Raw genomic sequence first — 24,015 nt, 5'->3', positions numbered from 1 at the left:
TTGCTCGCGCAGGTCCCCCCCAGCCTTCGGCCGGGGGCACCCCCGGCGCCCCTGAAGCGGCGTGCTGCTGCTCACGGGCGTCAAAAGCTGACGAGTTTCTTACATTCGTCGGCCAAGGTCGGTCTCATGATCCATCGCAGAACCGCCGTTGCCCTCCTCTCCGCCTCCCCCCTCCTGCTCGCCGGGTGCGGGGGAGGCGCCGAGGCCGCGCCGAGCCGGTCGGACGACGACCCGCCGGCGGAGGCGGCGGCTTCCCCCACACCCGAGAGCAGCAGCCCGCGGCCGAGCGGCATACCGGGGCTCGGGCCCCGGACGACGGCTGCGATACCCGGGCGGGCGGAGCAGGTCGTGGTCGCCTCGGGACGCGGCAAGGACTCCCCGCTCTCCAGCGTCGTCCTGTACGAGCGGGACGACGACGTGTGGCGGCCCGGTGCGCGCTGGCCCGCGCACAACGGCAAAGACGGCTGGAGCGAGCACCACATCGCCGGGGACCTGCGCTCGCCCGTCGGCGTGTACGGGCTCACCGACGCGGGGGGCCTGCTCGGCGACCCGGGGAGCAGGCTGCCGTACCACCACTCCTACGGCTTCACCTCGCCCGGCACCGGGTTCGAGGGCGAGCCGCTGGAAGGCTCCTTCGACTACGTGGTCGCCATCAACTACAACCGTGAGCCGGGCACTTCACCGCTCGACTGGACCCGGCCGATGGGTGCGAAGCGGGGCGGCGGCGTCTGGCTGCACGTCGACCACGGCGGCCCCACGCACGCGTGTGTCAGTGTCGCCAAGGCCCACATGAAGGAGTTGCTGCGCACCCTCGACCCGGCACGGCATCCGGTGGTCGCCATGGGGCACGCGGACTGGCTCGCACAGTAGAGAGCTAGGGTTCGAACTTGTGTGTGCGCATGTGCTGGTCGCCGAGGACGACGAGATGCAGGCCGAGCTGATCCGGAGATCGCTGCTCGCCGAGGGGCACAGCGCGACCGTGGTCCACGACGGGGCCGCCGCGCTGGACGCGGCCCGGCGGCTCGGCCCCGACCTGGTCGTCCTCGACCTCATGCTGCCGGTGATCGACGGCTTCGGCGTCTGCCGGGTGCTGCGCGGCGGCGACCCGGAGATCCCGGTACTGATGCTCACCGCCCGCTCCGACGAGGACGACGTGCTGCTCGGCCTGGAGCTGGGCGCCGACGACTACATGACCAAGCCGTACAGCCCGCGCGAGCTGATGGCCCGGATCCGGACGATCCTGCGGCGCAGCGGGCGGGCCGCCCCCGTCCGGGACGAGGAGCCCGTCGTGGCCGCCGCCGGGATCAGCGTCGATCCCGTACGGCACCAGGTGCGCTGCGACGGGGAGCCGGTGGAGGTGACCCCGGCCGAGTTCCAGATCCTGCTCGCCATGGCCGGGGAACCCGACCGGGTCTTCACCCGCCGGCAGTTGCTGCAGTGCACCCGCGGTTTCGACCGGTCCTCCACCGAACGGGCCGTCGACGTCCATGTGATGAACCTGCGCCGGAAGATCGAGGCCGATCCCCGGCGGCCGGTGCGGCTGGTCACCGTCTTCGGCGTCGGCTACAAGCTGAGCGGCGGGCGGCCATGAAGCCCCGGATACCGTGGCGCAAACGGCTGCTGGTCCGGCTGCTGTTCACCTCGGTGCTGATCGCCGTCTGCTCCGTCGCCGCGACCGCCTGGCTCGCCGTGACGACCACCACCAGCGCGCTGGAGGAGGAGCAGGGGCAGGACCTGGCCGCGGACAACGAGATCCTCGCCCAGCTCAGCGGGTACGCGGCCGACCACCCCGACTGGAGCGGGGTCCAGGGCACGGTCCGCGCGCTGGCGGCGAGGACCGGCCGCCGGATCGCGCTGACCACCGCCGACCGCACGCTGATCGCCGACTCGGCGGCCCACGACACCCCGCTGCCCCCGCGGCCCGCGGCCGCCGTGGACCCGCTGCACACCGACACCTACACCCAGTTCGGCGCCCAGCTCAGCGGCATCGACCCGCGCGCGGTCGGCCCGTTCCGGCTCACTGCCGCCGAACGCAGGAAGATGGACCTGATAGCGGAGAAGCAGATGTCGTGCTTCGACCGGTTCAGCGCCGGCACAAGCGTCGCCCACACCCCGAGCGGGCGGCCCTACCTCGTCGTCGAGGACGGCACGGACACCTCCTACTACTACAAGTACGGCTGCGGCGACCTCGCCCTGACCGGGACCACCGGCCGGAACTCGGCGCTCGACTTCCCGACCTCCACCGAGACGAAGGCCCTCACCGCGCTGTCCGGCCTGGCCCGTCCCTGCCTCCGGGCCAAGGACATGGACCTGGGCGGCAAGCTCTTCCTCACCTACGACACCACCGGGCGCACCCCGGTCTCCGGCGGCTTCCTCTTCACCAGGAAGGACCCCGCACGGTCGATGGACCAGCTCGCGAAGAACTGTGTTCTCAACGCCCGCCGCACCCAGCTCGAACCGTATGTCGCCCCGGCCGCCGAACTCTTCCTCGGCATCGGCGACCAGACCGCGCCCCGCTTCGACATGTCCCGCGCCAACAAGGCGAAGATCGTCGGCGCCGCCGGTCTGGTCCTCGCCGTCACGGTCGCCGTCACCGCCGTCGTCGCCATGCGCCTGGTACGGCCGCTGCGCGCGCTGACCGTCGCCGCGCAGCAGCCGCCCGAACTGCACGCCCGGGCGCCGGTGCGCACCCGGGACGAGACCGGGCTGCTGGCCGAGGCGTTCAACGACCTCACCGAGCGCCGGGAACGCCTCGAGGAGCAGCGCAAGGCGATGGTCAGCGACATCGCCCACGAACTGCGCAGCCCCCTCACCAACATCCGCGGCTGGCTGGAGGTCACCCGGGACGGCCTCGTCGACCCCGACCCGGCGCTGCTGGGTTCCCTGCACGAGGAGGCGCTGGTCCTGCAGCGGATCATCGACGACCTCCAGGACCTGGCCGCCGCCGACGCCGGCACCCTGCGCGTGCACCGCGAACCGGTGCGCGCCGCCGACCTGGTCGACCAGGCCGCCGCCGCCCACCGCGTCGCCGCCGACGCGGCCGGGGTCACCCTGCTGACCGACACCGACAACGGCGCCTGGCTCGACGCCGACCCGGTGCGGATGCGCCAGGCCCTCGGCAACCTGGTCTCCAACGCCATCCGGCACACCCCGGCCGAGGGCACGGTGACCCTGTCCGCCCGCCGGGCCGGCGACGACGTCGTCCTCACCGTCACCGACACCGGCCCGGGCATCGGCGTCGAGGATCTCCCGCACGTCTTCGAGCGGTTCTGGCGCGCGGAGAAGTCCCGCAGCCGCCGTACCGGCGGCAGCGGTCTCGGCCTGCCGATCGTGCGCCATCTGCTGGCCGCCCACGGCGGCACCGCCGAGGCGCGCAGCGAGCCCGGCAAGGGCGCCGAGTTCACCCTGCGGCTGCCGGCCGCACCGGCCCCCGCCGACGTCAGCTGAACCTGCGTTCCGCCCGCTGCCGGCGCCGGGCCAGCAGCCGGCGCTCCGCCTCCGTGGTGCCGCCCCAGATGCCGACGGCCTGCCCGGTCTCCATCGCCCAGCGCAGGCAGGGGTCCTGCACCGGACAGCGCTCGCACACCGCCTTCGCGCGCCGCGCCTGGTGCAGCGACGGGCCGGTGGTCCCGATCGGGAAGAAGAGGTCGGGGTCCTCGTAGCGGCACTCGGCGTGGTCTCGCCACTCGTCCATCGAAGTCACCTGCGATCCAAGTCGACTCTGCCGTGTCGTGTGCGTGTTGCTCGGGTCCGGGTCACCGGTCCGGGCGCGGCTGAAACGGCCAAGTCCCGCAGGATTCGCGGGCGGTCACTGCTCGCGCAGGCCCCAGGGGGAGCCGTATTCGGTCAGCAGGTCGAGGAACGGGCGGGCCGGGAACGCCTCCGGGCCGAGGACGCCCGAGCCCGACCACGCGCCGGTGGCCAGGAGTTCGAGGGCGACGACCGGGTTGAGGGCCGTCTGCCACACCACGGCCTGACAACCGTACTCCGCCATGGACCACTCGTTGTCGACAACGTGGTAGAGATACACCTCCCGCGGCCGCCCGTCCTTGACCCCGCGCACCCAGGTGCCCGCGCAGGTCTTGCCGCGCATGCGCTCGCCCAGCGTCGCCGGGTCCGGCAGCGACGCGGCGACCACGTCCCGGGGCGAGACCGCGACCGGACCGTCGGCGCCGGACACCGTCACCGGGGTGGTGCGGTCCAGCCCCAGCAGATGCAGTGTCTTCAGCGTCTCGATGAACTCGTTTCCCAGCCCGTACTTGAAGGTGACCCGCCGCGCGTCCACCCAGCGCGGCACCAGCAGCACCTCCTCGTGCTCGACGTTCACGCACTCGACCGGCCCGATCCCGTCCGGGAAGTCGAACACCTCGGGCTCGCTGAACGGCGCGGTGGTGAACCAGCCGCGGTCCCGCTCGTACACCACGGGCGGGTTGAGGCACTCCTCGATGGTGGTCCAGATGCTGAAGGAGGGCGCGAAGTCGTAGCCGTCCACCGTCAGGTTCGCACCGTCGCGGATACCCACCTCCTCGATCTCGTCGAAGAGCTCGTCGGCCGCGTGCCGGGCGAACACGTCCGACAGCCCGGGCTCCACGCCCATGCCGACCAGCGCAAGCGCGCCCGCCTGCTCCCACTCCGCGGCCAGTGCGAACTGCTCGTCGCCGAGCTTGACCCCGCACTGCGCGTACGGCAGTTCGGGATGCGGCCGGGACAGCGACATCGCCATGTCGAGGTAGTCCGCGCCGGCCTTGCGGGCGGCCCGGAACAGGGGCATGACGAAGCGCGGGTCGGTGGCGTTGAGCAGCACGTCGCAGCCGTGCCGGGCCAGCAGGGCGGCGACGGCCGCCTCGTCACCGGCGTCGACGCGCTCGGCGCGCAACCGGCCGTCGCCGGCGGCCGCCACCGCCGCCTCGGCGCGGGCCCGGTCGTAGTCGGCGACCACCATCAGGTCGAAGAACGGCCGCCGGGCGGCGATCCGGGTGACGGCGGTGCCCACACCACCGGCTCCCACGAGCAGTACACGCATGCCGGAATCTCCTTCTGGGACAGAGAGCGAGGTCGGGTTCGGGGCGCCTTGGCCGGAATGAAACGCCGGGCCGTCGCGTAAGGTCAATGGCGTTGGCATAAGAACGGTGGAGAGCGTGCGATGCCCAAACCGGTCATACCAGAGGAAAAGCGGCGTCGGCGTCGCCCCACGCGCAGCGGTACGGTGCTCTCCGAGCGGCTGATCGTGGAGACCGCGCTGCGCCTGCTCCGGGAGCACGGCAGCGCCGGCCTGACCGCCCGCCGCCTCGGCCTCGCCCTCGACTGCGACCCCAGCACCCTGTACCGCTACTTCCGGGGCATGGACGACCTGACCCTGGCGATCGGCGACGCCCTCGTCGGTCAGGCGCTGGCCGGCTGGTCGCCGACGGGGGAGTGGCGGGCGGACCTGCGGGCCATCGGCCTGCGCATCCACGCGGAGTACGTCGCCCACCCTCAGGCGGCGCTGCTGACGACGAACCGCGTCACGGGCCGGGCGCACGAACTCGCCGCCGACGAGGCGGTCCTGGACGTCCTGCGCACCGCGGGCTTCGCACTCCCCGACACCGTGCGCATCTACCACGCCTTCATCGACCAGACCCTGGCCTTCGCCGCCCTCGACGCGGCCTCCCTCACCCTCCCCCAGGACTCCCAGCGCGCCGACGAGGACAAATGGCGCTCCACCTACGCCCACCTCCCGTCCACGACCCACCCACGCATCGCGGAGGCCGCGCCGCTCCTGGCGAAACGCATGGTGACCAGCGCCTATCCGACGGCACTAGACATGCTCCTGGACAGCGCGGCGCCCCACCAGGGGCGCGGGGAACCGCGCGACCAGACCCCACCCACCCGCACCCGCACCCGCACGCGCGCGAAGTGACTCCCTACGGCCGGCGCAACGCACCCTCGGCCGTACTCGCCACCGCCTCCGCCACCGCCCTCAGAGCCGGCGAATCCAGCTTCCACTGCTGCCAGTACAACGGCACGTCGACCCACAGCTCCCGCCCCCCGACCCGCACCAACCGCCCCTCCCGCAGCCGCGGCACCGCCTGCGACTCCGGAACCATCCCCCACCCCAGCCCCTCGGTCACCGCGTCCACGAATCCCTCGGACGTCGGCACGTAGTGCCGCAGCGCACTCGCCCCCGCACCGCCCAGCCGCCGTACGAACCCGTCCTGGAAGTCGTCGACCCGGTCGAACACGACCACCGGCGCCCCGGCCAGCGCGTCCGGCAGTGGCCCGGCCAGACGCGTCGCCGCGAACTCCGGGGCCGCCACCGGCAGGTACCGCATCCGCCCGATAGCCCGTACCGAACACCCCGGCACCGGATCCGGCGACGACGTCACCGCCGCCATCACCAGCCCCTCCCGCAGCAGCGCGGCCGTGTGGTCCTCGTCCTCCCGCCGCAGTTCCACATAGACGTGCGGCAGCCCGGTCAGCGCCCGCAGGAACCACGTCGCCAGCGAGTCCGCGTTCACCGCGACCGACACCCGGGTCGGCTCCCCGGCGCCGCTCATGCCCAGCTCGCCGCGCGCGTCCCGCTCCAGCCGCGCCAGCTGCCGGGCGAACCGGACCAGCACCTCGCCCGACTCCGTCGGCCGTACCGGTTTGGTCCGTTGCAGCAGCACCCGGCCCGTGCGCTGCTCCAGCGCCTTCACCCGCTGGCTGACCGCCGACGGCGTCACGTGCAGGGCCGCGGCGGCCGCGTCGAACGTGCCCTCGTCCACCACCGCAAGCAGCGTCCGCACCTGGTCGGGCGGCAGCTCCACCCTCTTGCTCCCGTCTCCCGGTCTCGGCCTCGTGCGCTCTTGCTCTGTTGCTCTGTGTGCTGCTCTGTGTGTTGCTCTCGCTGTCTCCCTTCAGCTCTCTCTTCAGCTGCGCTAAGGGTACGTAAAAAACTTTAGCTGTACCTACGGTGATCGCCTCCGTAGCGTCGAGGACATGTCCAGCTCTCTCGCCGCCGCTGCCGCGGGCTTCGGCAGCGGCCTCTCGCTCATCGTCGCCATCGGCGCCCAGAACGCCTTCGTGCTGCGCCAGGGCATCCGCCGTGACGCGGTCCTCCTGGTCGTCGGCATCTGCGCGCTCTCCGACGCCGTCCTCATCTCGCTCGGCGTCGGCGGGGTGGGCGCGATCGTCGTGGCCTGGCCGGGCGCGGTACGGGCGGTCGGGCTGATCGGCGGCGCCTTCCTGCTCTGCTACGGCGCCCTGGCCGCCCGCCGGGTGCTGCGGCCCGGCACCGGCGGGCTGCGCACCGACGGCGAGGCGGCCGGGTCCCGGCGGCGGGCCGTGCTCACCTGCCTCGCCATGACCTGGCTCAACCCGCACGTGTACCTGGACACCGTGTTCCTGCTCGGCTCCCTCGCCGCCGACCGGGGCGACCTGCGCTGGACCTTCGGCCTGGGCGCGGCCCTCGCCAGCCTCTGCTGGTTCACCGCCCTCGGCTTCGGCGCCCGGCTGCTCGGCCGCCACCTCGCCGGGCCGGCCGCCTGGCGGGTGCTGGACGGGCTGGTGGCGCTGACCATGATCGGACTCGGCCTGATGCTGGTGGCGGGCTCCTGAGGCGCCCGGAACGTCGCGGGGCCACATCCTGGGACAAGCGGTTCGGCAGCCGCGGAAGTTGCTGCGATAGTGAACCTGCAACCGAAAGATGTAGCGGGCATCGAGAAGAGCAGGACACCAGGAACTCCGTGGACACCAGCGAGAGCGGCACCCAGTCCGGCATACAGACCCCCGACGGCACCACGGCCGCCCCGCCCCGGAGCGGCTGGCGGCGCTGGGCGATGGACACCCGCCCCCTGCGCATCCCGGCGTACCGCAGGCTTTGGACGTCGACCATCGTCACCTCGGTCGGCAGCCAGCTGACCGCCGTCGCCGTGCCCAAGCAGATCTTCGACATCACCGGGTCGTCCGCCTGGGTCGGCGCGGCCAGCCTCGCCGGGCTGCTGCCGCTGATCGTGTTCGCGTTGTGGGGCGGCGCGGTGGCCGACACCATGGACCGCCGCAGGCTCCTGCTGATCACCAACATCGGTATCGGCGTGACCTCGCTGCTGTTCTTCGTCCAGGCGGCCACCGGGATGAAGTCCGTGGCCGCGCTGATGGTGCTGCTCGCGATGCAACAGGCGTTCTGGGGGCTGAACGCGCCCGCCCGTACGGCGTCCATCGCGCGGCTGGTCCCCGAGGCCCAGCTGCCCGCCGCCAACGCGCTCGGATCGACGGTCATGCAGACCGGACAGGTGGTGGGGCCGCTGCTCGCGGGCGCCCTGATCCCCGTCATCGGGCTGCCCGAGCTGTACCTGATCGACGCGCTGGCGCTGTGCGTGACGGTGTGGGCGGTCTACCGGCTGCCCGCGCTGCCGCCGCTCGCGAGCGCGACGGCGCGGCGGGCCGGGGTGCGCGAGATCGTGGCGGGATTCCGGTACATCTCCATGCACAAGGTGCTCCTGCTGTCGTTCCTCGCCGACATCATCGCGATGGTCTTCGGCATGCCCCGCGCCCTGTTCCCGCAGCTCGCCGCGGAGACCTACGCCTCCTACGGCGAGGGGCTCGCGCTCGGCCTGCTGTTCGCCGCGATCCCGGTCGGCGCGGTCCTCGGCGGGCTGTTCTCCGGTACCTTCTCGCGGGCTCGGCGGCACGGCCTGATGGTGATCGGGGCGGTGGTCGGCTGGGGCGCTGCCGTCGCCGGGTTCGGGCTGAGCCGCAACCTCTGGGTCGCCGTGGCCTTCCTGGCCGCCGCCGGGGTCGCCGACATGGTCTCGATGGTCTTCCGCGGCGCGATCCTGCTGTCCGCCGCGACCGACGAGATGCGGGGCCGGATGCAGGGCGTGTTCACCGTGGTGGTCGCGGGCGGGCCGCGGCTGGCCGACGTGCTGCACGGCACCGCCGGCTCGGTCTTCGGGCCGCGGGCGGCGGTCGCGGGCGGCGGGCTGCTGGTGGTCGCCGTGATGCTGGCCCTGGCGGCCGCCGTCCCGGCCCTGCGCCGCTACCGCGTCTGACCGGCTAGGCGGGCCGTCGCCCGACGTAGGCGTCGAGCAGCTTGCCCCGGGTGACCTCCAGCCGCCTGGCGAGGATCTCGGCCACGGTCCGCACCAGCGACAGGCCGAGCAACGGGTCCTCCACGCACAGCGCGAGCACGGCCGAGGCGTCGTACTCGTAGGCCCGCACCTGGCTGAAGGCCACCGCCCCGAAGTCCCAGGTGTACGGCGGGAACAGCCAGGACCAGCCGAGCAGGTCGCCGGCGCCCAGCGTGGCGACGGTGACCCGCTTGCGGGGCGTCACCTCCTGGTCCAGGTTGACCGCGCCCGAGCGGATCACCCAGAACCGGTCGGCGGTGCCGCCGGCCTCGAAGATCCTGGAGTCCTCGGGGAAGGACACCTCGTGAGCCAGTTCCATGAGGCGCTCGCGCTGGGCCTGGGGCAGGGCGGTGAGCAGTTTGATGGCTTTGGTCATGGCACGGGGCTCCTCGCCGGCGAGGGTACGGGGTGCTTCCCCTACGCCCATTTCAGCCGCTGCCGCCCCACCGGGCACCTCGAAGAAGGTGAGAATCGCCGTCGGGAGCCGGTCCGGACATGAAAAAGCCCTGGCTGGACGGGGGAGGCCAGCCAGGGCCGTCAGAGGTGGCGCGGGAGGACCTGCTGTCAACTCCTCGACCACTTATGGGTGAACGGTAAACCATCCAGAGCTATTTCGCGTAGCCATGAACAGGGTACGTGACCCGTTTCACTTTGGGGAGCCCCTGGTCGCCCCGAACGGGTTTGGCCGCGCCCCGACCGGTGAGCCGAAGAGAAGAGCCCCGTACGGAACGGGACCGAGCCAACCCACCGGTCCACCACCCAGGGAGCGAAGGGATGTACGACAAGTACCGGACCGAGTCGACCATGGCACCATCCGAGTCCCGGCGGCCGCCGCTGCGGCCGGCCGACGCCCGCAGAGCGGTACGCGGCGCCGTCGCCCGGCAGGCCCTGCCGTGCCCCGCCGGAGCCCTCGACGACGCCCTGCTCGTCACCTCGGAGCTGACCACCAACGCGATCCTGCACGGCGGCGGGATCACCGGCTTCGCCGTCGACGTCGAGGGATGCGCGCTACGGGTGTCGGTCAGCGACCGCAGCGACGAGATACCCGTGGCCGAACGGGCCGTCGACGACCGCCACCGGTGGCGGCCCGGCGGCCGGGGCTGGCCCATCGTCTGCCGGCTGGCCAGGGACGTCGAGGTCGCCGGACTGCCCTGCGGAGGCAAGCGGATCACCGCGGTCGTGCCCCTGGGCTGAGCCCGCGGACAGGCTTCGTGCCGGGAGCGGTGTTTGGGCCCGGATCGAAGGGGCAGGCGGAGTGTCGTGCTTCGGACCGGAGGCGCGCGCCAGTGGGAGTGGTCGTACGACGACAGCCCCCGGGCCGGCAGAGCGGTCCGGGCGGCACTTCCGCGGCGACCCTGACATCGCAGTTCGGGCCGAGTCCCGGAACCACGTTCCGGTGACGCCCTGAAACCCAAGTTCAGGAGCCAATCCGCATGCCCACCGACTTGCCGACCAGCCGTTCCCACACGCCCGACCACACCATCCGCACGGCTGCCCGCACCGCGTCCCGGCGGACCCATGACGACGCCCCCGACACGGCGGCCGTCTTCGCCCGCCTCGCCGTGCTGGACGACGGCCCCGAACGGGACGCCCTGCGCGACGAACTGGTCGCCGCCTGGCTGCCGATGGCCCACCGGATCGCCGGCCGTTTCCGTGACCGCGGCGAGTCCGTCGAGGACCTGCGCCAGGTCGCGGCCCTGGGCCTGGTCAAGGCCGTCGACCGCTACGACCCCGCACGCGGCGCGTTCGAGAGCTACGCGGTACCCACCATCACCGGCGAGGTCAAACGGCACTTCCGCGACCGGATGTGGGCGCTGCGCGTCCCGCGCCGGGTCCAGGAACTGCGCAACCGGGTACGCGTGGCCCGCCGCGAACTCACCCAGAACCCGGGCTCCGCCGAACCCACCGTCGCCGAACTCGCCGCCCACACCGGACTGACCGAGGACGAGGTCGGCGCCGGCATGGAGGCCCTGGAAAGCTTCAGCACCCTGTCCCTGGACGCCGAACTCTCCGCCGGCGAGGACGGCCACAGCCTCGCCGACACCCTCGGCGACGCCGACGCCTCCTACGACGTCGTCGTGGACCGCGAAGCCGCCAAGGAAGGACTGCGCCGGCTCCCCGAACGCGAACGCGCCATCCTCTACATGCGCTTCTTCGAGGACATGACCCAAAGCCGCATCGCCGACCAACTGGGCATCTCCCAGATGCACGTCTCCCGGCTCATCAGCCGCAGCTGCGCCCGCGTCCGCGCCGAAGCGCTGGGCCGGAACGCCGAATGACCCCCACCGCCGCCGTGGAACCACTTCCGACCGACCCTGGAGCGAAACCGTGCTGATGCCCCACCCCGCCACGCTGCGCCGGCTCGTCGACGACTACGAGCGGGCGCGCGCCGCGGTGCCGGCGCCGGAACCCGGAGCCGGCGACCTGGCCTACACGCTGTGTGTGATCACCGGAACGCGTGAGATCGCCGCGGCCCTGAGGAAGGCCCGCCACCTCCTGGCGGCCGACGTGACGGCCGGCCTGCCACCCGTCACCATCCCTGCTGTCCCCACCATCCCGACCATTCCTGGCACGCCCGCCGGTGCGGCACCGGGCACGGCGGTCCCCGGGGGCGTGCGCGACCGCGCAGCCGCCCCCCTCGCGGTGGCGGAGTGAGCGGGCGTCAGGGGGCGGGCCGCCGGACCGGGACGCCCAGCGGGCGGGCCAGGCCCGTCACCGACTCGTCCAGGCGCTGGAGGTGGCGCAGCACGCGGTCGGTCACCCTGCCGTAGCGCGGGGCGCGGAGCGTGCCCGGTTCCAGCATCGAGGCGATGCTGGGGCCGGTCTCGATTTCCGCCTGCGACCCGTCGTCGACGACATGCGCGGTGATCGCCTCGATGTTGTGCACGATCCGGCGTCCCGCCCCGCGCAGCCGGGGATCCGCCGCGATGGCCGGATGGGTGGGCAGCAACTCCGCCGTGGCCGCCAGCGAGCGGGCGTGGTAGGCGCAGGTCTCCAGGAGCGCCACCACATAGCGGGCGGTGTCCCGGCGGGAGCGCAACGGGGTGATCGGATGGGTCAGCGGCTGGAGGGCCGTGGCCAGATCGGCCAGCGCCTGGTCCAGGTCGCGGGCCTTCTCCACCAGGTCGACCGGCGGCGCCCCGGCCAGTTGGTCGGCGGCGGCCCGGGTCACGTCGGCCAGCCGGTCCAGCGTTTTCACCAGCAGGTCGTCGGTACGGCGGTCGGTGTGCACCGGCAGCACCACCGCGGCCGCGATCACCCCGCACACCGCACCGAGCGCAGTCTCCGCCACCCGCAGCACCAGGACGTCCAGGCTGTAGGTGTTGAGCAGCGTGTACAGCAGACCCAGCATCGCCGTCACGAAGAACGACATCAGGGTGTACGAGACCGGCGCCGAGTAGAACATCGCGAAGATGAAGAGGAGCACCAGCCCGAACGCCGTCCAGGTGTGGTGCCCGACCAGCCCCGCGAGCAGGATGCCCGCCACCACGCCGAGTACCGTACCGAGCAGCCGCCGGTAGCCCTTCACCAGGATCTCGCCGGTGGACGCGGTGTTGAGGAAGACGATCCAGCAGGTCAGCACCGCCCAGTACCAGCGCTGGGCGGAGAGGAACTCGCCGCCCACGACGGCCAGCGACGAGCCGACCGCCACCTGCACGGCCGCCCGTGTGGTGGGCCGGCGCAGCCCGGTCGGCTCGGGCGCCTTCTCCCGTTCGCCCTCCTCGACGCCCTCGATGGCCGCGTCCTCGGCGTCCAGTTCCTCCCGGGACCGGGAGGTGGCCGGGGTGTCGTCGGACTCGTCCTGCGGTCCGTCCAGGGCGATCCGCAGCCCCAGCACCGCCCGCCCGGCCTCGCCGATGCCCCGGAAGACGTCCTGGACGGCCGGGGAGGCGGCCGGCAGGTTCTCCCCCTCGCGGTAGCCGAGCAGCCGGTTGCGGAGCCGGGCCAGCGCGGTCCCCTTCCCCGGGCCGCCCGGCCGCAGCACCAGCAGCCGCAGCGCCTCCAGGTCGAGCCGCAGCCGCTCCATCGCCTCGTCCCGCACCGGCTCCCCGACGGCCGGCGGCAGCCGGGCACCCGGCAGATGGAGGGTGAGCGTGTCCGCCCGCTCGGTGCTGCGCGCGGTGAGCAGCAGCAGCCCGAGCCGCTCGGCGGCGATCTCCGCGTCGGCGATCCGGCGCTGTACCAGCCTCGCCACCGCCTCGTCGGAGGTGCCGTCCGTGAGCCGCCCCTGGATCAACAGGGCCGTCTCGTGCAACCGGGCGGTCCTGACCCGGACCTCCTCCACCGCCCTGTCCAGCTCGTCCGGTCCGGCGTCGAGCAACTCGGCCTGCGCGGACACCAGTCGGGCGAGCCGGGCGCGGAAGGCCCGGCGCAACCGGTCCAGAATGCCCGCGGCGGTCTCCCGTACGAGCACGAAGCGCGCCACGGCGGCGCAGCCGAACGCCACCGTGATCGTGAGGTACAGGCCCGGCAGCGCGGCCACGGTCGCGTGCACGAACAGCGAGGCGAAGTAGATCTGGAAGCCGATCAGCCCGAGCGCCGTGCCCCGGTCGCCGAAGCGGCGGCTGTAGACCGCGCAGAAGATGAGCGCCACGAAGAAGAGGTCGCCCATGACCACCCGCGCGTTGAGCAACGCGCCCAGCGACATCGAGGCGAGCGCCACCGGCAGGCCCAGCGCGAGGGTGACGGCCTGCTCCGGCCGGCCCTTCTCCCGGATCGCGAAGGTGGCCACCATCGCCGCGATGGCCCCGGCGACCAGATGGGTCACGCCGGTCCGCAGCGCCGCCAGCACGGCGAGCGTGAGCGCGATCGACGTGACCGTGCGCAGACCGGCGGTGAACCGGAGCAGGCCGGGGTCGGCCGCCGAGAACCGTCCCCGGAGCTCCGCCCACGCCGACCGCCCCGCCGTGCTCACTTTGCCGCGCTCTGCGTCACGCCGGCGAACTGCCGGGGTCCTCGGGTCCCTCGGCGCGCGCCCGCACCTGCTCCGGCGTCAGGTACGTGTCCGTGTACTCGAAGTCCTTGAGCCGGGCCGGCTTGCGGGACTGGAAACCCGTGCGCACGAAATCGTCGCCGGCCACCGCGTTCAGCAGCCAGTTGGTGGCGACCCGGGTCTTGGCCACGTTGGTGCGCAGCGCCGACCAGTGGTAGCCGCGGGCCACCGCCTGGGCGGGCAGTCCGCGCAGCTCGATGCCGAGCGGCTTGGAGACCGCGTCCTTGCCGCCGAGGTCCACCACAAGGCCCAGGTCCTTGTGCACGTACGGGCGGAGCGCCTGGCCCCGCAGCGCCGCGATGACGTTGTCGGCGACCACCTTGCCCTGCCGCATGGCGTGCTGCGCGGTCGGCGGGCAGACCGCGCCCGGCTCGTCCTTGGCCTTGTCCGGTACGGCCGCCGCGTCGCCGAGCGCGAACACCCCGTCGTGGCCGGGCAGGGTCATCTCGGCGTTGACCGCGAGCCGTCCGCGGACCGTCTCCGCGCCCATGGTGGCGATCAGCGGGCTGGCGACCACTCCGGCCGTCCAGATCAGCGTGTGGGTCGGCACCACCCGGCCGTCGGTGAAGGTGACCTCCTCGGCACCCGCCTTCTCGATGGACACCCCGAGCGAGACGTCCACCCCGCGGCGGCGCAGTACCTCCTGCGCGCTGCGGCCGAGCTTGTCGCCGAGCTCCGGCATCAGCTTCGGGGCGATGTCGATCAGGTGCCACCTGATCAGCTTCGGGTCCAGGTTCGGGTAGCGGTGCAGCGCCGCGTGCGTGAGCTTCTGCAGGCAGGCCGCGGTCTCGGTGCCCGCGTAGCCGCCGCCGACCACCACGAACTGCAGCCGTGCCGCGCGCTCGGCCGGGTCGTCGCTGGCGTCCGCGAGGTCGAGCTGGGCGATGACGTGGTCGCGGATGTAGGCGGCCTCGGCAAGGGTCTTCATACCGAACGCGTGCTCGGTCAGGCCGGGGATGTCGAAGGTGCGGGTGACGCTGCCCGGGGCCAGCACGATGTAGTCGTACCGCTCGTTGACGAGCTGGTCGGTTATGGTGCGGACGACGCACACCTTGGACTTCAGGTCCACGCCGATCGCGCCGCCCGGGATGATCCGGGTGCGGTACCTCCTGCTGCGGCGCAGCGAGACGGCGATCGACTGGGGTGTCAGCACACCCGAGGCGACCTGTGGCAGCAGGGGCAGATAGAGCTGGTAGGAGGTCGGCGAGACCAGGGTGACGTCGGCCTCGTCGGGGGAGAGTTTCCGCTCCAGGCGGCGCACGCACCCCACTCCGGCGAAGCCTGCGCCCACCACCAGGATCCTGGGTCGTGTCACGGTGTTTCCCTTTCCGCTGCTCCAGGCCGTTCGGCTCGACGCCGTCCGCGTGCCCAGGAACGCTTGCTTCGCACCACATCGATCCCACCGTGCCCGGCGCCGTTCCGCCAGCCGGGCGGAGCAGGCAGACGAACGCGTGGGCTCCAGCATGCCCGTGGATCACCGGGAGAAACCGGCTGTCGCACAGATATGCGTCGGACCTGCGTCCGCTCGAAGGCCGTTCCACGGCGATCACAGACGCCAGTAGAGTGCCCGCCATGGCGCAGACCCAGCCCGGAACGGGCTTCCAGAAGCGGCACATCGACCCCGACCGCGTCACCCCGCTGGTGGCCGCCCTGGACTCCCAGGACGCCAACCCGGGCGTACGGCGGCTGCGCGTGTGGGCCGAGGAGGCACTGGCGGTGCGGCCCGGCGAGCGGCTCCTCGACGTCGGGTCCGGCACCGGCTCGCAGACCCGGGCCCTGGCCGCCGCCCTCGGCCCGGACGGTGTCGCCGTCGGCGTGGAGGTCAACCCGAGTCTGCGTGCGGTCGCCGAAGAGCGGTCCGCCGGCAGCAGGGCCCGCTTCCTGCAGGGCGAGGCGGAGGCACTGCCGGTGCCGGACGGCTCGATGGACGTCGTGTGGTGCGAGCGGGTCCTGCAGCACCTGCACGAACCCGACCGGGCGATCGCCGAGATGGCCCGGGTGTTGCGGCCCGGCGGGCGGGTGGCCGTGCTCGACACCGACTGGGGAACCACCCTCCTGCACCCCGGCGACCCGGCGGTGGTCCGCGCCCTGACCTCGGCCGCACTCAACGGCGCCAACCCCTACTCCGGGCGCCGCCTGGTCGGCCAGCTGAGCGCGGCCGGGTTCGTGGTGGACGACCGCGGCTCGCAGGCCCTGCTCCAGGACCACGACTCGGTCGCCTGGCCGTTGATCCGCATGCTCGCCGAGTCCGCCGTGCGCATCGGCGCCGTCACCGAGGAACAGCGGGACACCCTGTACGCCGATCTCGCCGAGGCGGCCGAGCGGGGCGCGGTGCACATGTCGGTGACGATGTTCGGGGTGGTCGCGCACCGGCCCGGGTGACCGCACCCGCCGCCACCGGGCCGCCCCCCACCGGCCCGCCCTCACCAGGGCAGGAAGGCGTGGACGTCCTTGCCGTCCGCGGTGACCACCACGCTGACCTGGTCGCACAGCGTGTGCATCAGATGCCAGCCGACCCCGCCCCCGCCCCCGTCCGGGTGGAAGGGCCGCGGCTCGGGCCGGACCTGGCTCGAGTCGTGCACCGTGACGTGGACCCCGTCGTACGTGCGGCGCATCCGCAGCTCGAAGGGGCCCGGCGCGTACTGGACGACGTTGGCGGCCAGCTCCGTCACGACCAGCAGGATGTCGTTCCAGCAGTCCGGATGCGTGGGCGGCGAGGTCCGCGCCAGACCGGCCAGGTAACCGTCGGCGGCCAGTCTGGCACCGGTCACATCGCTCAGCCGACCCGGGAAGGGGACCGTGCATGCTTCGGTCTCCTGTGCGGATCGTCTGTCGTCCCGCCGTGGTCCGGTCCCCATCTCGTCTCTTTCAGTCCCGAAAGGGTGCCCTCGTCGCGCTGGTCTCTTCGTCTTTTGCGGCGGGTTCCCACCATGGCACCGGATACGCGTGATCCGCTCACCGGAACACGTTGTCCGAGTCGTCCCAGTCGGCCGGTTCCGGCTGACCCGGGCGGCCCGGCCGGCGTGCCGCCTGCGAGCGTGCCTGGTACATGGCGTCGATCTCGGCGGCATAGTGGCGCGCTATGGCGTCCCGGCGCAGCTTCATCGACGGCGTGAGCATGCCGTTGCCCGGGGCGAAGGGTTCCTGGAGCACCCGGTAGACCCGGATCGACTCGGCACGGGACACCACGCTGTTGGCGGACGCGATGGCGCGCGTGATCTCCTCGCGCAGCGCGTTCTCCTCGCGCGCCTCCCGGCCGGGCGAGTCGCCCGGCACCGCCAGCGCCCCCCGCCAGTGCGCGAGGAAGTCCGGGTCCAGGGTGATCAGCGCGCCCACACAGGGCCGGTCGTCCCCGACGACCACCGCCTGGTGCACCAGCGGGTGCATCCGCAGGCGCTGCTCCAGCGGGGCCGGGGCCACGCTCTTGCCGCTGCTCGTGATGATGATGTCCTTCTTGCGGCCCGTGATGGTCAGATAGCCCTCGGGGTCCAGCCGCCCGATGTCCCCGGTGGCCAGCCAGCCGCCGCGCAGCGCGGCCCGGGTCGCGTAGTCGTCCCCGACGTACCCCTGGAACACCGAGGGACCGCGCACCAGGATCTCGCCGTCCTCGGCCACCTGGATCTGGGTGCCCGGCAGGGCCTGGCCGACCGTGCCCGACTTCTCCCGGCCCAGCGGCTGCATGGTGATCCCGCCGCTCGACTCGGTGAGGCCGTAGCCGTCATGGACGTAGATGCCGATGCCCTCGTAGAACAGGGTGAGTTCGCGGCTGAGCGAGGAGCCGCCGGACGTGGCGCGCAGCACCCGGCCGCCGAGAGCCCCCCGCAGTTTGCGGTACACCGTCCGCTCGTACAGGGCGTGCTGCAGCCGCAGGTCGAGGCCCGGGCCCGCCCCGGTGCCCAGCCGCTGCCGCTCCGTGGCCGCGGCGAAGTCCCGCGCGGTCTCCGCGGCCCGCTCGAACAGGGCGCCCCGGCCGTGCTGCTGGGAGGTGCGCAGGAACGTCTTGTACAGCTTCTCCAGCACCGACGGCACGGCGTACAGATAGGTCGGCCGGAACGTGCCCAGCGCGGTGGCCAGCGCGGCCTCGGTCATCTCCGGCTCGTGGCCCATCAGGATCCCGCCGCGCAGACAGATCACCATGATCATCAGGCCGTACACGTGCGAGAACGGCAGGAAGGCCAGGACGGAGGCCTGCTCGCCGGGGCGTGCCGCGGTGTGCCCCCAGCCCGCCAGCAGGGTGTCGCACGGGTGGGCGAGCCCGCGGTGGCTCAGCGCGCAGCCCAGCGGACGGCCCGAGGTGCCCGAGGTGTAGGTGATGGCCGCCGTCGAGTCGGGCATCACGATGCGGCGCAGCGACTCCACCGTGGTCAGCGGGACGAACGTGCCCTTCTGCACCAGCTCGGGCAGCGCCCCCGCGTCCAGCTGCCACACGTGCTTGAGCCCGGGCAGCCCCTCGCACACCGTGCCGACGGTCATCACCGCCTGCTCGTCCTCGACCACCACGGCCACACAGCGGGCGTCCCGCAGGATCCACTCGACCTGGTCCCGGGAGGACGTCGGGTGGATCGGGACGACCTCCGCCCCCACCGACCACAGCGCGAGGCCCAGCACCGTCCACTCGTAGCGCGTCCGCGCCATCACGGCCACCCGCTGCCCGGGCGAGATCCCCGACGCGATCAGCCCCTTGGCCAGGTCGACCACCTCGTCCCGCAGTTCGACCGCGGTGATCTCCTCCCAGCCCGTGGCGGCGCCCTCGGGCCGGCGCGCCAGCACCGGCAGGGTGGGGTTCCGCTCCGCCGTCTCGTAGACGCTGTCGGCGAGCCCGCCGGTCAGGGTCGAAGCGGTCGTCGGAGCGAGGGCGTAGTCGCGCATGCGCTGCTCCTGGATGTACGGAGGGTGACCCTCCCGATCGGTACTGTTGTCGACGCGGGTCGAATCTAGCCCAGGGGAGTGCGGCTCGTGTCGGGAACGGTCAACTCGTTTCCACCGGATGACAAGGCTCAGCCCGCGGGTTCAGCCCTGGGTGCGGCGCACGCACTCCACGACGACGGCCCGCAGACTCCCGGTGCGCTCCAGGAACGACCGCTGCTCGCGGGCGCCGGTACCCCTGTGCAGCAACTGTGCGACCGCCTCCTCGACGCCGACCGTGTCACCGCTGTCGGCGAGCGCCTGCGCGGTGTGCGCGAGCAGCGCACGCACCACCTCGACGGCGGGCCGCGGCCGCATGGTCACCGGATCGAGGAGATCCTGCTCCAGGCCGAGGCGGGCGGCCTGCCAGGAGGCCAGCCGCAGCACGCTCACACTGGGGTCGAGCGGCGGCCGTCCGGCCCGCCAGTCACGCGCGGCCGTCTCCACCAGCGCGCGGATCAGTGTGGCGACGAGGACCGTGGTGTCGGCCCGCAGGCACACGTCGGCGACCCTGATCTCCACCGTCGGGTAGCGCGTGGACAGGCGGGCGTCGAAGTACACCATCCCCGTGTCGAGGATGACCCCGCTGGCCACCATGTCCGCGACCCGCCGCCGGTATTCCTCGGGCGTGCCGAACCGCTCGGTCGGCCCCGCCGACGGGCCGCGCGCCCACAGCCGGCTGCGGTAGCTGGCGTAACCGGAGTCCCGGCCCTGCCAGAACGGCGAGTTGACGCTGAGCGCGCGCAGCACCGGAAGCCAGGGCCGGATCCGGTCGAGGACGGCGACGCCCTCCTCGTCGGACTCCACCGAGACGTGCACATGGCAGCCGCAGACGAACCAGTCCAGCATGGCGGCGCCGTACCGCCCGGCCATCCAGTGGTAGCGCTCGTGCCGGGTGAGCGCCGGGTCGACCGGCAGCGGGCAGGTGGCGAGCGCCGCGACCGCGCAGCCGAACTCGCCGGCCAGCCGGCCCGCCTCCTTGCGGCAGCCGACGACCTCCGCGCCGAGCTCCGCCATGTCCCGGTGCGGACTGGTCGCGAGCTCCAGCATCTGTCCGAACAGCTCGGTCTGGAACACGGCCTGCCCGGGATCGTCCAGGGCGGCCCGGTCGACGACGGCGGCCGACCGGGGCATCGGCTCCCCGCTGTCCGGGTGGACCAGCAGAAGTTCTTCCTCCACTCCGACGGTACGCAGCACGGGGAACCGCCCTCCAGCCGGGCCGCGACCGGGCGCGGCGGGGTCTTTCATCCCGGACTGCCCGGACCCGGCCGTGGGAACACGTGCCGCCGCCCTCGGTGGGCTACGGGGCGACAGGCTCCAGCCACACCGTGCCGAGCGGGGGCAGCGTCAGCCGCAGCACCCCGTCGTCGGCGAGCAGCGGCCCCCGGCTGACGACGTCCCCGCCGCCGTACCGGGCGCTGTCCGTGTTGAGGATCTCCTGCCAGACCGGCGCCCCCTTGGGCACGCCGAGCCGGTAGCCGGGGCGGACCACGGGGGAGAGGTTGGAGACCGCCAGCAGCGGCCGGGCCTCGGCATCGAACCTCAGGAAGGCGAAGACGTTGTCCTCGGCCGCGTCCCCCACGACCCACTGGAAGCCCGCGGGATCGGTGTCCCGCTGCCACAGCGCGGGGTGCGCGCGGTACCCGGAGTTGAGATCGCGGACCAGATCCCGGACACCGCGGTGGTCGGCCGCGGCCCCGTACTCGGGGTCGAGCAGCCACCAGTCCGGGCCGTCGGCGTGGGACCACTCGCCGCCCTGGGCGAACTCCTGCCCCATGAACAGCAGTTGCTTGCCCGGATGGGCCCACATGAAGGCCAGATACGCGCGGTGGTTGGCGCGCTGCTGCCACCAGTCGCCGGGCATCTTCGAGACCAGCGAGCGCTTGCCGTGCACGACCTCGTCGTGGGAGATGGGCAGGACGTAGTTCTCGCTGTACGCGTAGACCATCGAGAAGGTCATCTCGTGGTGGTGGTACTTGCGGTGCACCGGCTCGTGCTCGATGTACTGCAGCGAGTCGTGCATCCAGCCCATGTTCCACTTCAGGCCGAAACCCAGCCCGCCGCTGTCGGTCGGCCGGGTCACGCCGCCCCACGCGGTGGACTCCTCGGCGATGGTCACCACCCCGGGCGCCCGGCGGTAGACGGTCGCGTTCATCTCCTGGAGGAACGCCACCGCGTCCAGGTCCTCGCGCCCGCCGAACACGTTCGGCGTCCACTGCCCGGAGTCCCGCGAGTAGTCGAGGTAGAGCATCGAGGCGACCGCGTCCACCCGCAGCCCGTCGACGTGGAACTCCTCGCACCAGTACACGGCGTTCGCCACCAGGAAGTTGCGCACCTCCACCCGGCCGAGGTCGAACTCGTAGGTGCCCCAGTCCGGATGCTCGGCCCGCCGTTCGTCCCCGGGCTCGTACAGCGGGTCGCCGTCGAAGCGGGCCAGTGCCCAGTCGTCCTTCGGGAAGTGCGCGGGCACCCAGTCCATGATCACGCCGATGCCGGCCCGGTGCAGGGCGTCGACCAGGTGCCTGAAGTCGTCGGGGGTGCCGAGCCGGGAGGTCGGTGCGTAGAAGCCGGTGACCTGGTAGCCCCAGGAGCCGCCGAAGGGGTGCTCGGCGACCGGCATGAACTCGACGTGCGTGAAGCCCAGGTCGCCGACGTAGGCGGGCAGCTCCTCGGCCAGCTGACGGTAGGTCCGACCCGGCCGCCAGGACGGCAGGTGCACCTCGTACACCGAGAACGGCGCCTCGTGGACCGGGGTGTCGCCGCGGTGCGCCATCCACTCGGCGTCGGTCCACTCGTACCGGGACACGGTCACGATCGACGCGGTCGCGGGCGGCACCTCCGTCCGCCGGGCCATCGGGTCCGCCTTGAGGAAGCGGTCGCCGTACCGGGAGGTGATCTCGAACTTGTACCTGGCGCCCTCGCCCACCCCCGGCAGGAACAGCTCCCACACCCCGGCCGCGCCCAGCGAACGCATCGGGAACTGCGTGCCGTCCCAGCACGTGAAGTCCCCGGCCACCCGCACCCCCTGGGCGTTCGGTGCCCACACCGTGAACCGGGTGCCGGCCACCCCGTCATGGGTCATCGGCTCGGCGCCGAGCGCCTTCCACAGCTGCTCGTGCCGCCCCTCCCGGATCAGATGCAGGTCGAACTCGCCGAGCGCGGGCAGGAACCGGTACGGGTCGTGGACCTCGTGCTCCCCGTCCTCGTACTCGACGAGCAGGGTGTACGAGGGGACCTCGGCGTAGGGCAGCACGGCCGCGAAGAGGCCGTCGTCCTCCGCCGCCAGGGCGCTGCGCACCCCGTCGGCCAGCACGCTCACGGCGACGGCGTGCGGGCGCAGGGCGCGGAAGAGGGTGCCGCCGTCCACCGGGCGGGCGCCGAGCAGGGCGTGCGGATCGTGGTGGGTGCCCGCGAGCAGGCGCCCGCGGTCGGCGGCGTCCAGGGGCGGGGCCGTGGAGCGGGAGGGGCCGGAGGGCTCCGGGAGCGAGGAGTCGCGCAGTGCCATGACGTCAGCCTCTCCAGCGGGCGAGCCGCTCGATCGCGGCCATCGGAACCGGAAGCCAGGCCGGCCGGTGCCGGGCTTCGTACACCACCTCGTACACCGCGCGGTCCGTCTCGTGGGCGCGCAGCAGTGCGTGCTTCTTGCGCGGGTCCCAGCCGGCCCGGGCAGCGTAACCCGCGCAGTAGGCCTCCCGGCAGCGGCGGGCCCACTCCGGGCGCCAGGGGCGGCGCTGGCGGGCCGCGTAGTCGAAGGAGCGCAGCATCCCGGCGACGTCCCGCACCGGCGACTGGGTGCTGCGCCGCTCGGCGAGGGGCCGGGACGGCTCGCCCTCGAAGTCGATGACGAACCATTCGTGGTCCGCCCGCAGCACCTGCCCGAGATGGAGATCGCCGTGGATCCGCTGGGTGAGCGGTCCCGCGTCGCAGGTGGCGAGCGCCTCGAAGGCGCCGCGCAGCCCGGGGACGAACGGCCGCAGTACCGGCACGGCGTCCGCGGCCTCGGCCAGCCGCGCCGACATCGCCTCGGCCGTGCGGCCGTGTTCGTCGTGGACGGCGGACGGGAAGGCGGCGGCGAGCGCGAGATGCACGTCCGCGGTGGCCCGCCCCAGCTCGTGCGCCTCGGTGGTGAAGTCGTCCCCGGCCGCGAGCGCGCGCAGAGCCAGGGTCCAGCCGTCCGCCGCGCCCGGCAGGAAGGGCTGCAGCACCCCGAGGGTCGCCGGGCTCGGCTCGGTGGTGCGGAACCAGGCCAGCGGCGCCGGCACCCGCGCACAGCCCTGCGCGGCCAGTGCGCCGGGGACCTCCAGGTCCGGGTTGACGCCGGGCTGTATCCGCCGGAACACCTTCAGGATGTAGGAGTCGCCGTACACCAGGGAGGAGTTGGACTGCTCGGCGTCCAGCAACCGCGGCGCGAGTCCGCCGGGTATCCGGGCCTGCGGGGCGGTCTCGAAGCGCAGCGGGCCGGCCGTGCCGGGTATCCGCAGCCGCTCCAGGAGCAGTTCGGCGGCGCGCGGGTCGTACAGGGCGTCGTAGACCGCGAGTCCGGCCAGCGGGCCCTCCTCGGCCCGGCCTATGTAGGCCCGTTCCAGTCGGGGCGCGCGGTGTTCGCGCACGCCGAGCAGGAGCTGGTAGCAGTCACCGGACGGGGTGGTGCCGCCGTGGGGGGAGTGGTCGGCGTGGACCAGCAGGTGCAGGCAGCCGGGGAAGAGTTCGGTCATGGACAGCACGGACAGCTCGGTGACGGGCCGGTCCTTGCCCGCGAACCAGCGCTGCCGCGGGAGCCAGTCGCGCAGCAGGCCGCCCAGCGAGACCAGTGGCCGGTCGAGTCCGGCCGTCGTGCTCCGTGGCAGCTCAACGGTCTTCGTCATCGTGACGCGTCCTTTCCTCGGCTCCGCACGCTCAGCGCCGACGGCCGATGCGGGAGGCGACTCGGGAGAGCCGGAACCAGTAGAAGCCGTGCCCCGCCAGGGTGAGCAGGTACGGCAGTTCGCCGATGGCGGGGAACCGCACCCCGCCGATCAGCTCGACGGG

22 protein-coding genes are annotated in these 24,015 nt (G+C 72.9%); 10 read left to right on the top strand and 12 right to left on the bottom strand.

The features are described from left to right. Window positions 1-126 precede the first annotated feature (126 nt). The 3 genes from AB0472_RS23855 to AB0472_RS23845 are packed head-to-tail and all read left to right on the top strand — an operon-like array spanning window position 127 to window position 3,447. On the top strand, window positions 127-870 hold the full coding sequence (locus AB0472_RS23855) for a hypothetical protein (protein ID WP_366358724.1): 744 nt from the start codon (window positions 127-129) through the stop codon (window positions 868-870). 19 nt (window positions 871-889) lie between these two features. Next, the gene (locus AB0472_RS23850; RefSeq protein WP_366358722.1) at window positions 890-1,591 is read left to right on the top strand and encodes a response regulator transcription factor; all 702 of its coding nucleotides are present in this window, start codon (window positions 890-892) and stop codon (window positions 1,589-1,591) included. Next, window positions 1,588-3,447, top strand: coding sequence for a HAMP domain-containing sensor histidine kinase (locus tag AB0472_RS23845; protein WP_366358720.1), 1,860 nt, complete (start codon window positions 1,588-1,590; stop codon window positions 3,445-3,447). Before AB0472_RS23850 ends, AB0472_RS23845 begins: the two co-directional genes overlap by 4 nt. Here the strand turns inward: AB0472_RS23845 and AB0472_RS23840 are convergent. Both AB0472_RS23840 and AB0472_RS23835 read right to left on the bottom strand, forming a co-directional pair. Continuing rightward, window positions 3,440-3,694, bottom strand: coding sequence for a WhiB family transcriptional regulator (locus tag AB0472_RS23840; protein WP_366358718.1), 255 nt, complete (start codon window positions 3,692-3,694; stop codon window positions 3,440-3,442). The two genes, AB0472_RS23845 and AB0472_RS23840, sit on opposite strands and share 8 nt — an antisense overlap. A gap of 114 nt (window positions 3,695-3,808) precedes the next feature. Next, window positions 3,809-5,023, bottom strand: a complete 1,215-nt coding sequence (locus tag AB0472_RS23835) for a saccharopine dehydrogenase C-terminal domain-containing protein (RefSeq protein WP_366358716.1) — start codon at window positions 5,021-5,023, stop codon at window positions 3,809-3,811. 120 nt (window positions 5,024-5,143) lie between these two features. Between AB0472_RS23835 and AB0472_RS23830 the strand changes: the two genes are divergently transcribed. Beyond that, on the top strand, window positions 5,144-5,899 hold the full coding sequence (locus AB0472_RS23830; protein ID WP_366358714.1) for a TetR/AcrR family transcriptional regulator: 756 nt from the start codon (window positions 5,144-5,146) through the stop codon (window positions 5,897-5,899). 4 nt (window positions 5,900-5,903) lie between these two features. Here AB0472_RS23830 and AB0472_RS23825 read toward each other — a convergent pair whose 3' ends face one another. Next, window positions 5,904-6,788: a LysR family transcriptional regulator ArgP gene (locus AB0472_RS23825; protein ID WP_366358712.1), complete on the bottom strand. Its 885-nt coding sequence runs from the start codon at window positions 6,786-6,788 to the stop codon at window positions 5,904-5,906. Between the two features lie 172 nt (window positions 6,789-6,960). On the opposite strand from AB0472_RS23825, the gene AB0472_RS23820 reads away from it, so the two are divergent. Both AB0472_RS23820 and AB0472_RS23815 read left to right on the top strand, forming a co-directional pair. Continuing rightward, window positions 6,961-7,578 carry a LysE family transporter gene (locus AB0472_RS23820; protein WP_366358710.1) on the top strand — a complete coding sequence of 206 codons (618 nt, stop codon included), beginning with the start codon at window positions 6,961-6,963 and terminating at the stop codon, window positions 7,576-7,578. A gap of 161 nt (window positions 7,579-7,739) precedes the next feature. Beyond that, on the top strand, window positions 7,740-9,011 hold the full coding sequence (locus AB0472_RS23815) for an MFS transporter (protein WP_366358973.1): 1,272 nt from the start codon (window positions 7,740-7,742) through the stop codon (window positions 9,009-9,011). A gap of 4 nt (window positions 9,012-9,015) precedes the next feature. On the opposite strand, the gene AB0472_RS23810 is transcribed toward AB0472_RS23815, so the two are convergent. After that, complete coding sequence (locus AB0472_RS23810) at window positions 9,016-9,465, bottom strand: cyclic nucleotide-binding domain-containing protein (RefSeq protein ID WP_366358708.1); 450 nt, start codon at window positions 9,463-9,465, stop codon at window positions 9,016-9,018. Between the two features lie 398 nt (window positions 9,466-9,863). Here AB0472_RS23810 and AB0472_RS23805 point away from each other — a divergent pair, with 398 nt between their 5' ends. From AB0472_RS23805 to AB0472_RS23795, 3 genes are all read left to right on the top strand, one after another. Beyond that, complete coding sequence (locus AB0472_RS23805; RefSeq protein WP_366358706.1) at window positions 9,864-10,283, top strand: ATP-binding protein; 420 nt, start codon at window positions 9,864-9,866, stop codon at window positions 10,281-10,283. A gap of 239 nt (window positions 10,284-10,522) precedes the next feature. Then, a complete protein-coding gene (locus AB0472_RS23800; RefSeq protein ID WP_366358704.1) occupies window positions 10,523-11,368 on the top strand; it encodes a SigB/SigF/SigG family RNA polymerase sigma factor in 846 nt (281 codons plus the stop codon). Window positions 11,369-11,423: 55 nt separating this feature from the next. Further along, the gene (locus AB0472_RS23795) at window positions 11,424-11,744 is read left to right on the top strand and encodes a DUF5133 domain-containing protein (protein ID WP_366358971.1); all 321 of its coding nucleotides are present in this window, start codon (window positions 11,424-11,426) and stop codon (window positions 11,742-11,744) included. A gap of 7 nt (window positions 11,745-11,751) precedes the next feature. Here AB0472_RS23795 and AB0472_RS23790 read toward each other — a convergent pair whose 3' ends face one another. Both AB0472_RS23790 and AB0472_RS23785 read right to left on the bottom strand, forming a co-directional pair. Beyond that, entirely contained in the window at window positions 11,752-14,004 is a 2,253-nt protein-coding gene (locus AB0472_RS23790; protein WP_366358702.1) for an FUSC family protein, read from the bottom strand. A gap of 16 nt (window positions 14,005-14,020) precedes the next feature. Further along, window positions 14,021-15,397 (bottom strand): NAD(P)/FAD-dependent oxidoreductase, encoded by a 1,377-nt coding sequence (locus AB0472_RS23785; RefSeq protein ID WP_366358700.1) that lies wholly within the window; start codon window positions 15,395-15,397, stop codon window positions 14,021-14,023. Window positions 15,398-15,654: 257 nt separating this feature from the next. Between AB0472_RS23785 and AB0472_RS23780 the strand changes: the two genes are divergently transcribed. Next, window positions 15,655-16,464: a methyltransferase domain-containing protein gene (locus tag AB0472_RS23780; RefSeq protein ID WP_366358698.1), complete on the top strand. Its 810-nt coding sequence runs from the start codon at window positions 15,655-15,657 to the stop codon at window positions 16,462-16,464. A 41-nt stretch (window positions 16,465-16,505) separates the two neighbouring features. Here the strand turns inward: AB0472_RS23780 and AB0472_RS23775 are convergent, their stop codons facing one another. The 6 genes from AB0472_RS23775 to AB0472_RS23750 all read right to left on the bottom strand — a co-directional run. Continuing rightward, on the bottom strand, window positions 16,506-16,940 hold the full coding sequence (locus tag AB0472_RS23775) for an ATP-binding protein (RefSeq protein ID WP_366358696.1): 435 nt from the start codon (window positions 16,938-16,940) through the stop codon (window positions 16,506-16,508). Between the two features lie 97 nt (window positions 16,941-17,037). Continuing rightward, on the bottom strand, window positions 17,038-18,951 hold the full coding sequence (locus AB0472_RS23770; RefSeq protein ID WP_366358695.1) for an AMP-dependent synthetase/ligase: 1,914 nt from the start codon (window positions 18,949-18,951) through the stop codon (window positions 17,038-17,040). Between the two features lie 141 nt (window positions 18,952-19,092). Continuing rightward, on the bottom strand, window positions 19,093-20,181 hold the full coding sequence (locus AB0472_RS23765; RefSeq protein WP_366358970.1) for a glutamate--cysteine ligase: 1,089 nt from the start codon (window positions 20,179-20,181) through the stop codon (window positions 19,093-19,095). Window positions 20,182-20,287: 106 nt separating this feature from the next. Further along, window positions 20,288-22,492 carry a 1,4-alpha-glucan branching enzyme gene (gene glgB / locus AB0472_RS23760; protein WP_366358693.1) on the bottom strand — a complete coding sequence of 735 codons (2,205 nt, stop codon included), beginning with the start codon at window positions 22,490-22,492 and terminating at the stop codon, window positions 20,288-20,290. A 4-nt stretch (window positions 22,493-22,496) separates the two neighbouring features. Further along, window positions 22,497-23,852, bottom strand: coding sequence for a maltokinase (locus AB0472_RS23755; RefSeq protein ID WP_366358691.1), 1,356 nt, complete (start codon window positions 23,850-23,852; stop codon window positions 22,497-22,499). A gap of 31 nt (window positions 23,853-23,883) precedes the next feature. After that, on the bottom strand, window positions 23,884-24,015 hold a 132-nt coding region (locus AB0472_RS23750), incomplete at its 5' end, for an alpha-glucosidase C-terminal domain-containing protein (RefSeq protein WP_366358968.1).

The sequence above is a fragment of the Streptomyces sp. NPDC086777 genome (assembly GCF_040702065.1).
GTDB lineage: Bacteria > Actinomycetota > Actinomycetes > Streptomycetales > Streptomycetaceae > Streptomyces.
The sequence above is the reverse complement of the archived record's forward strand: the minus strand, read 5'-3'. Positions and strand labels throughout refer to the sequence as shown.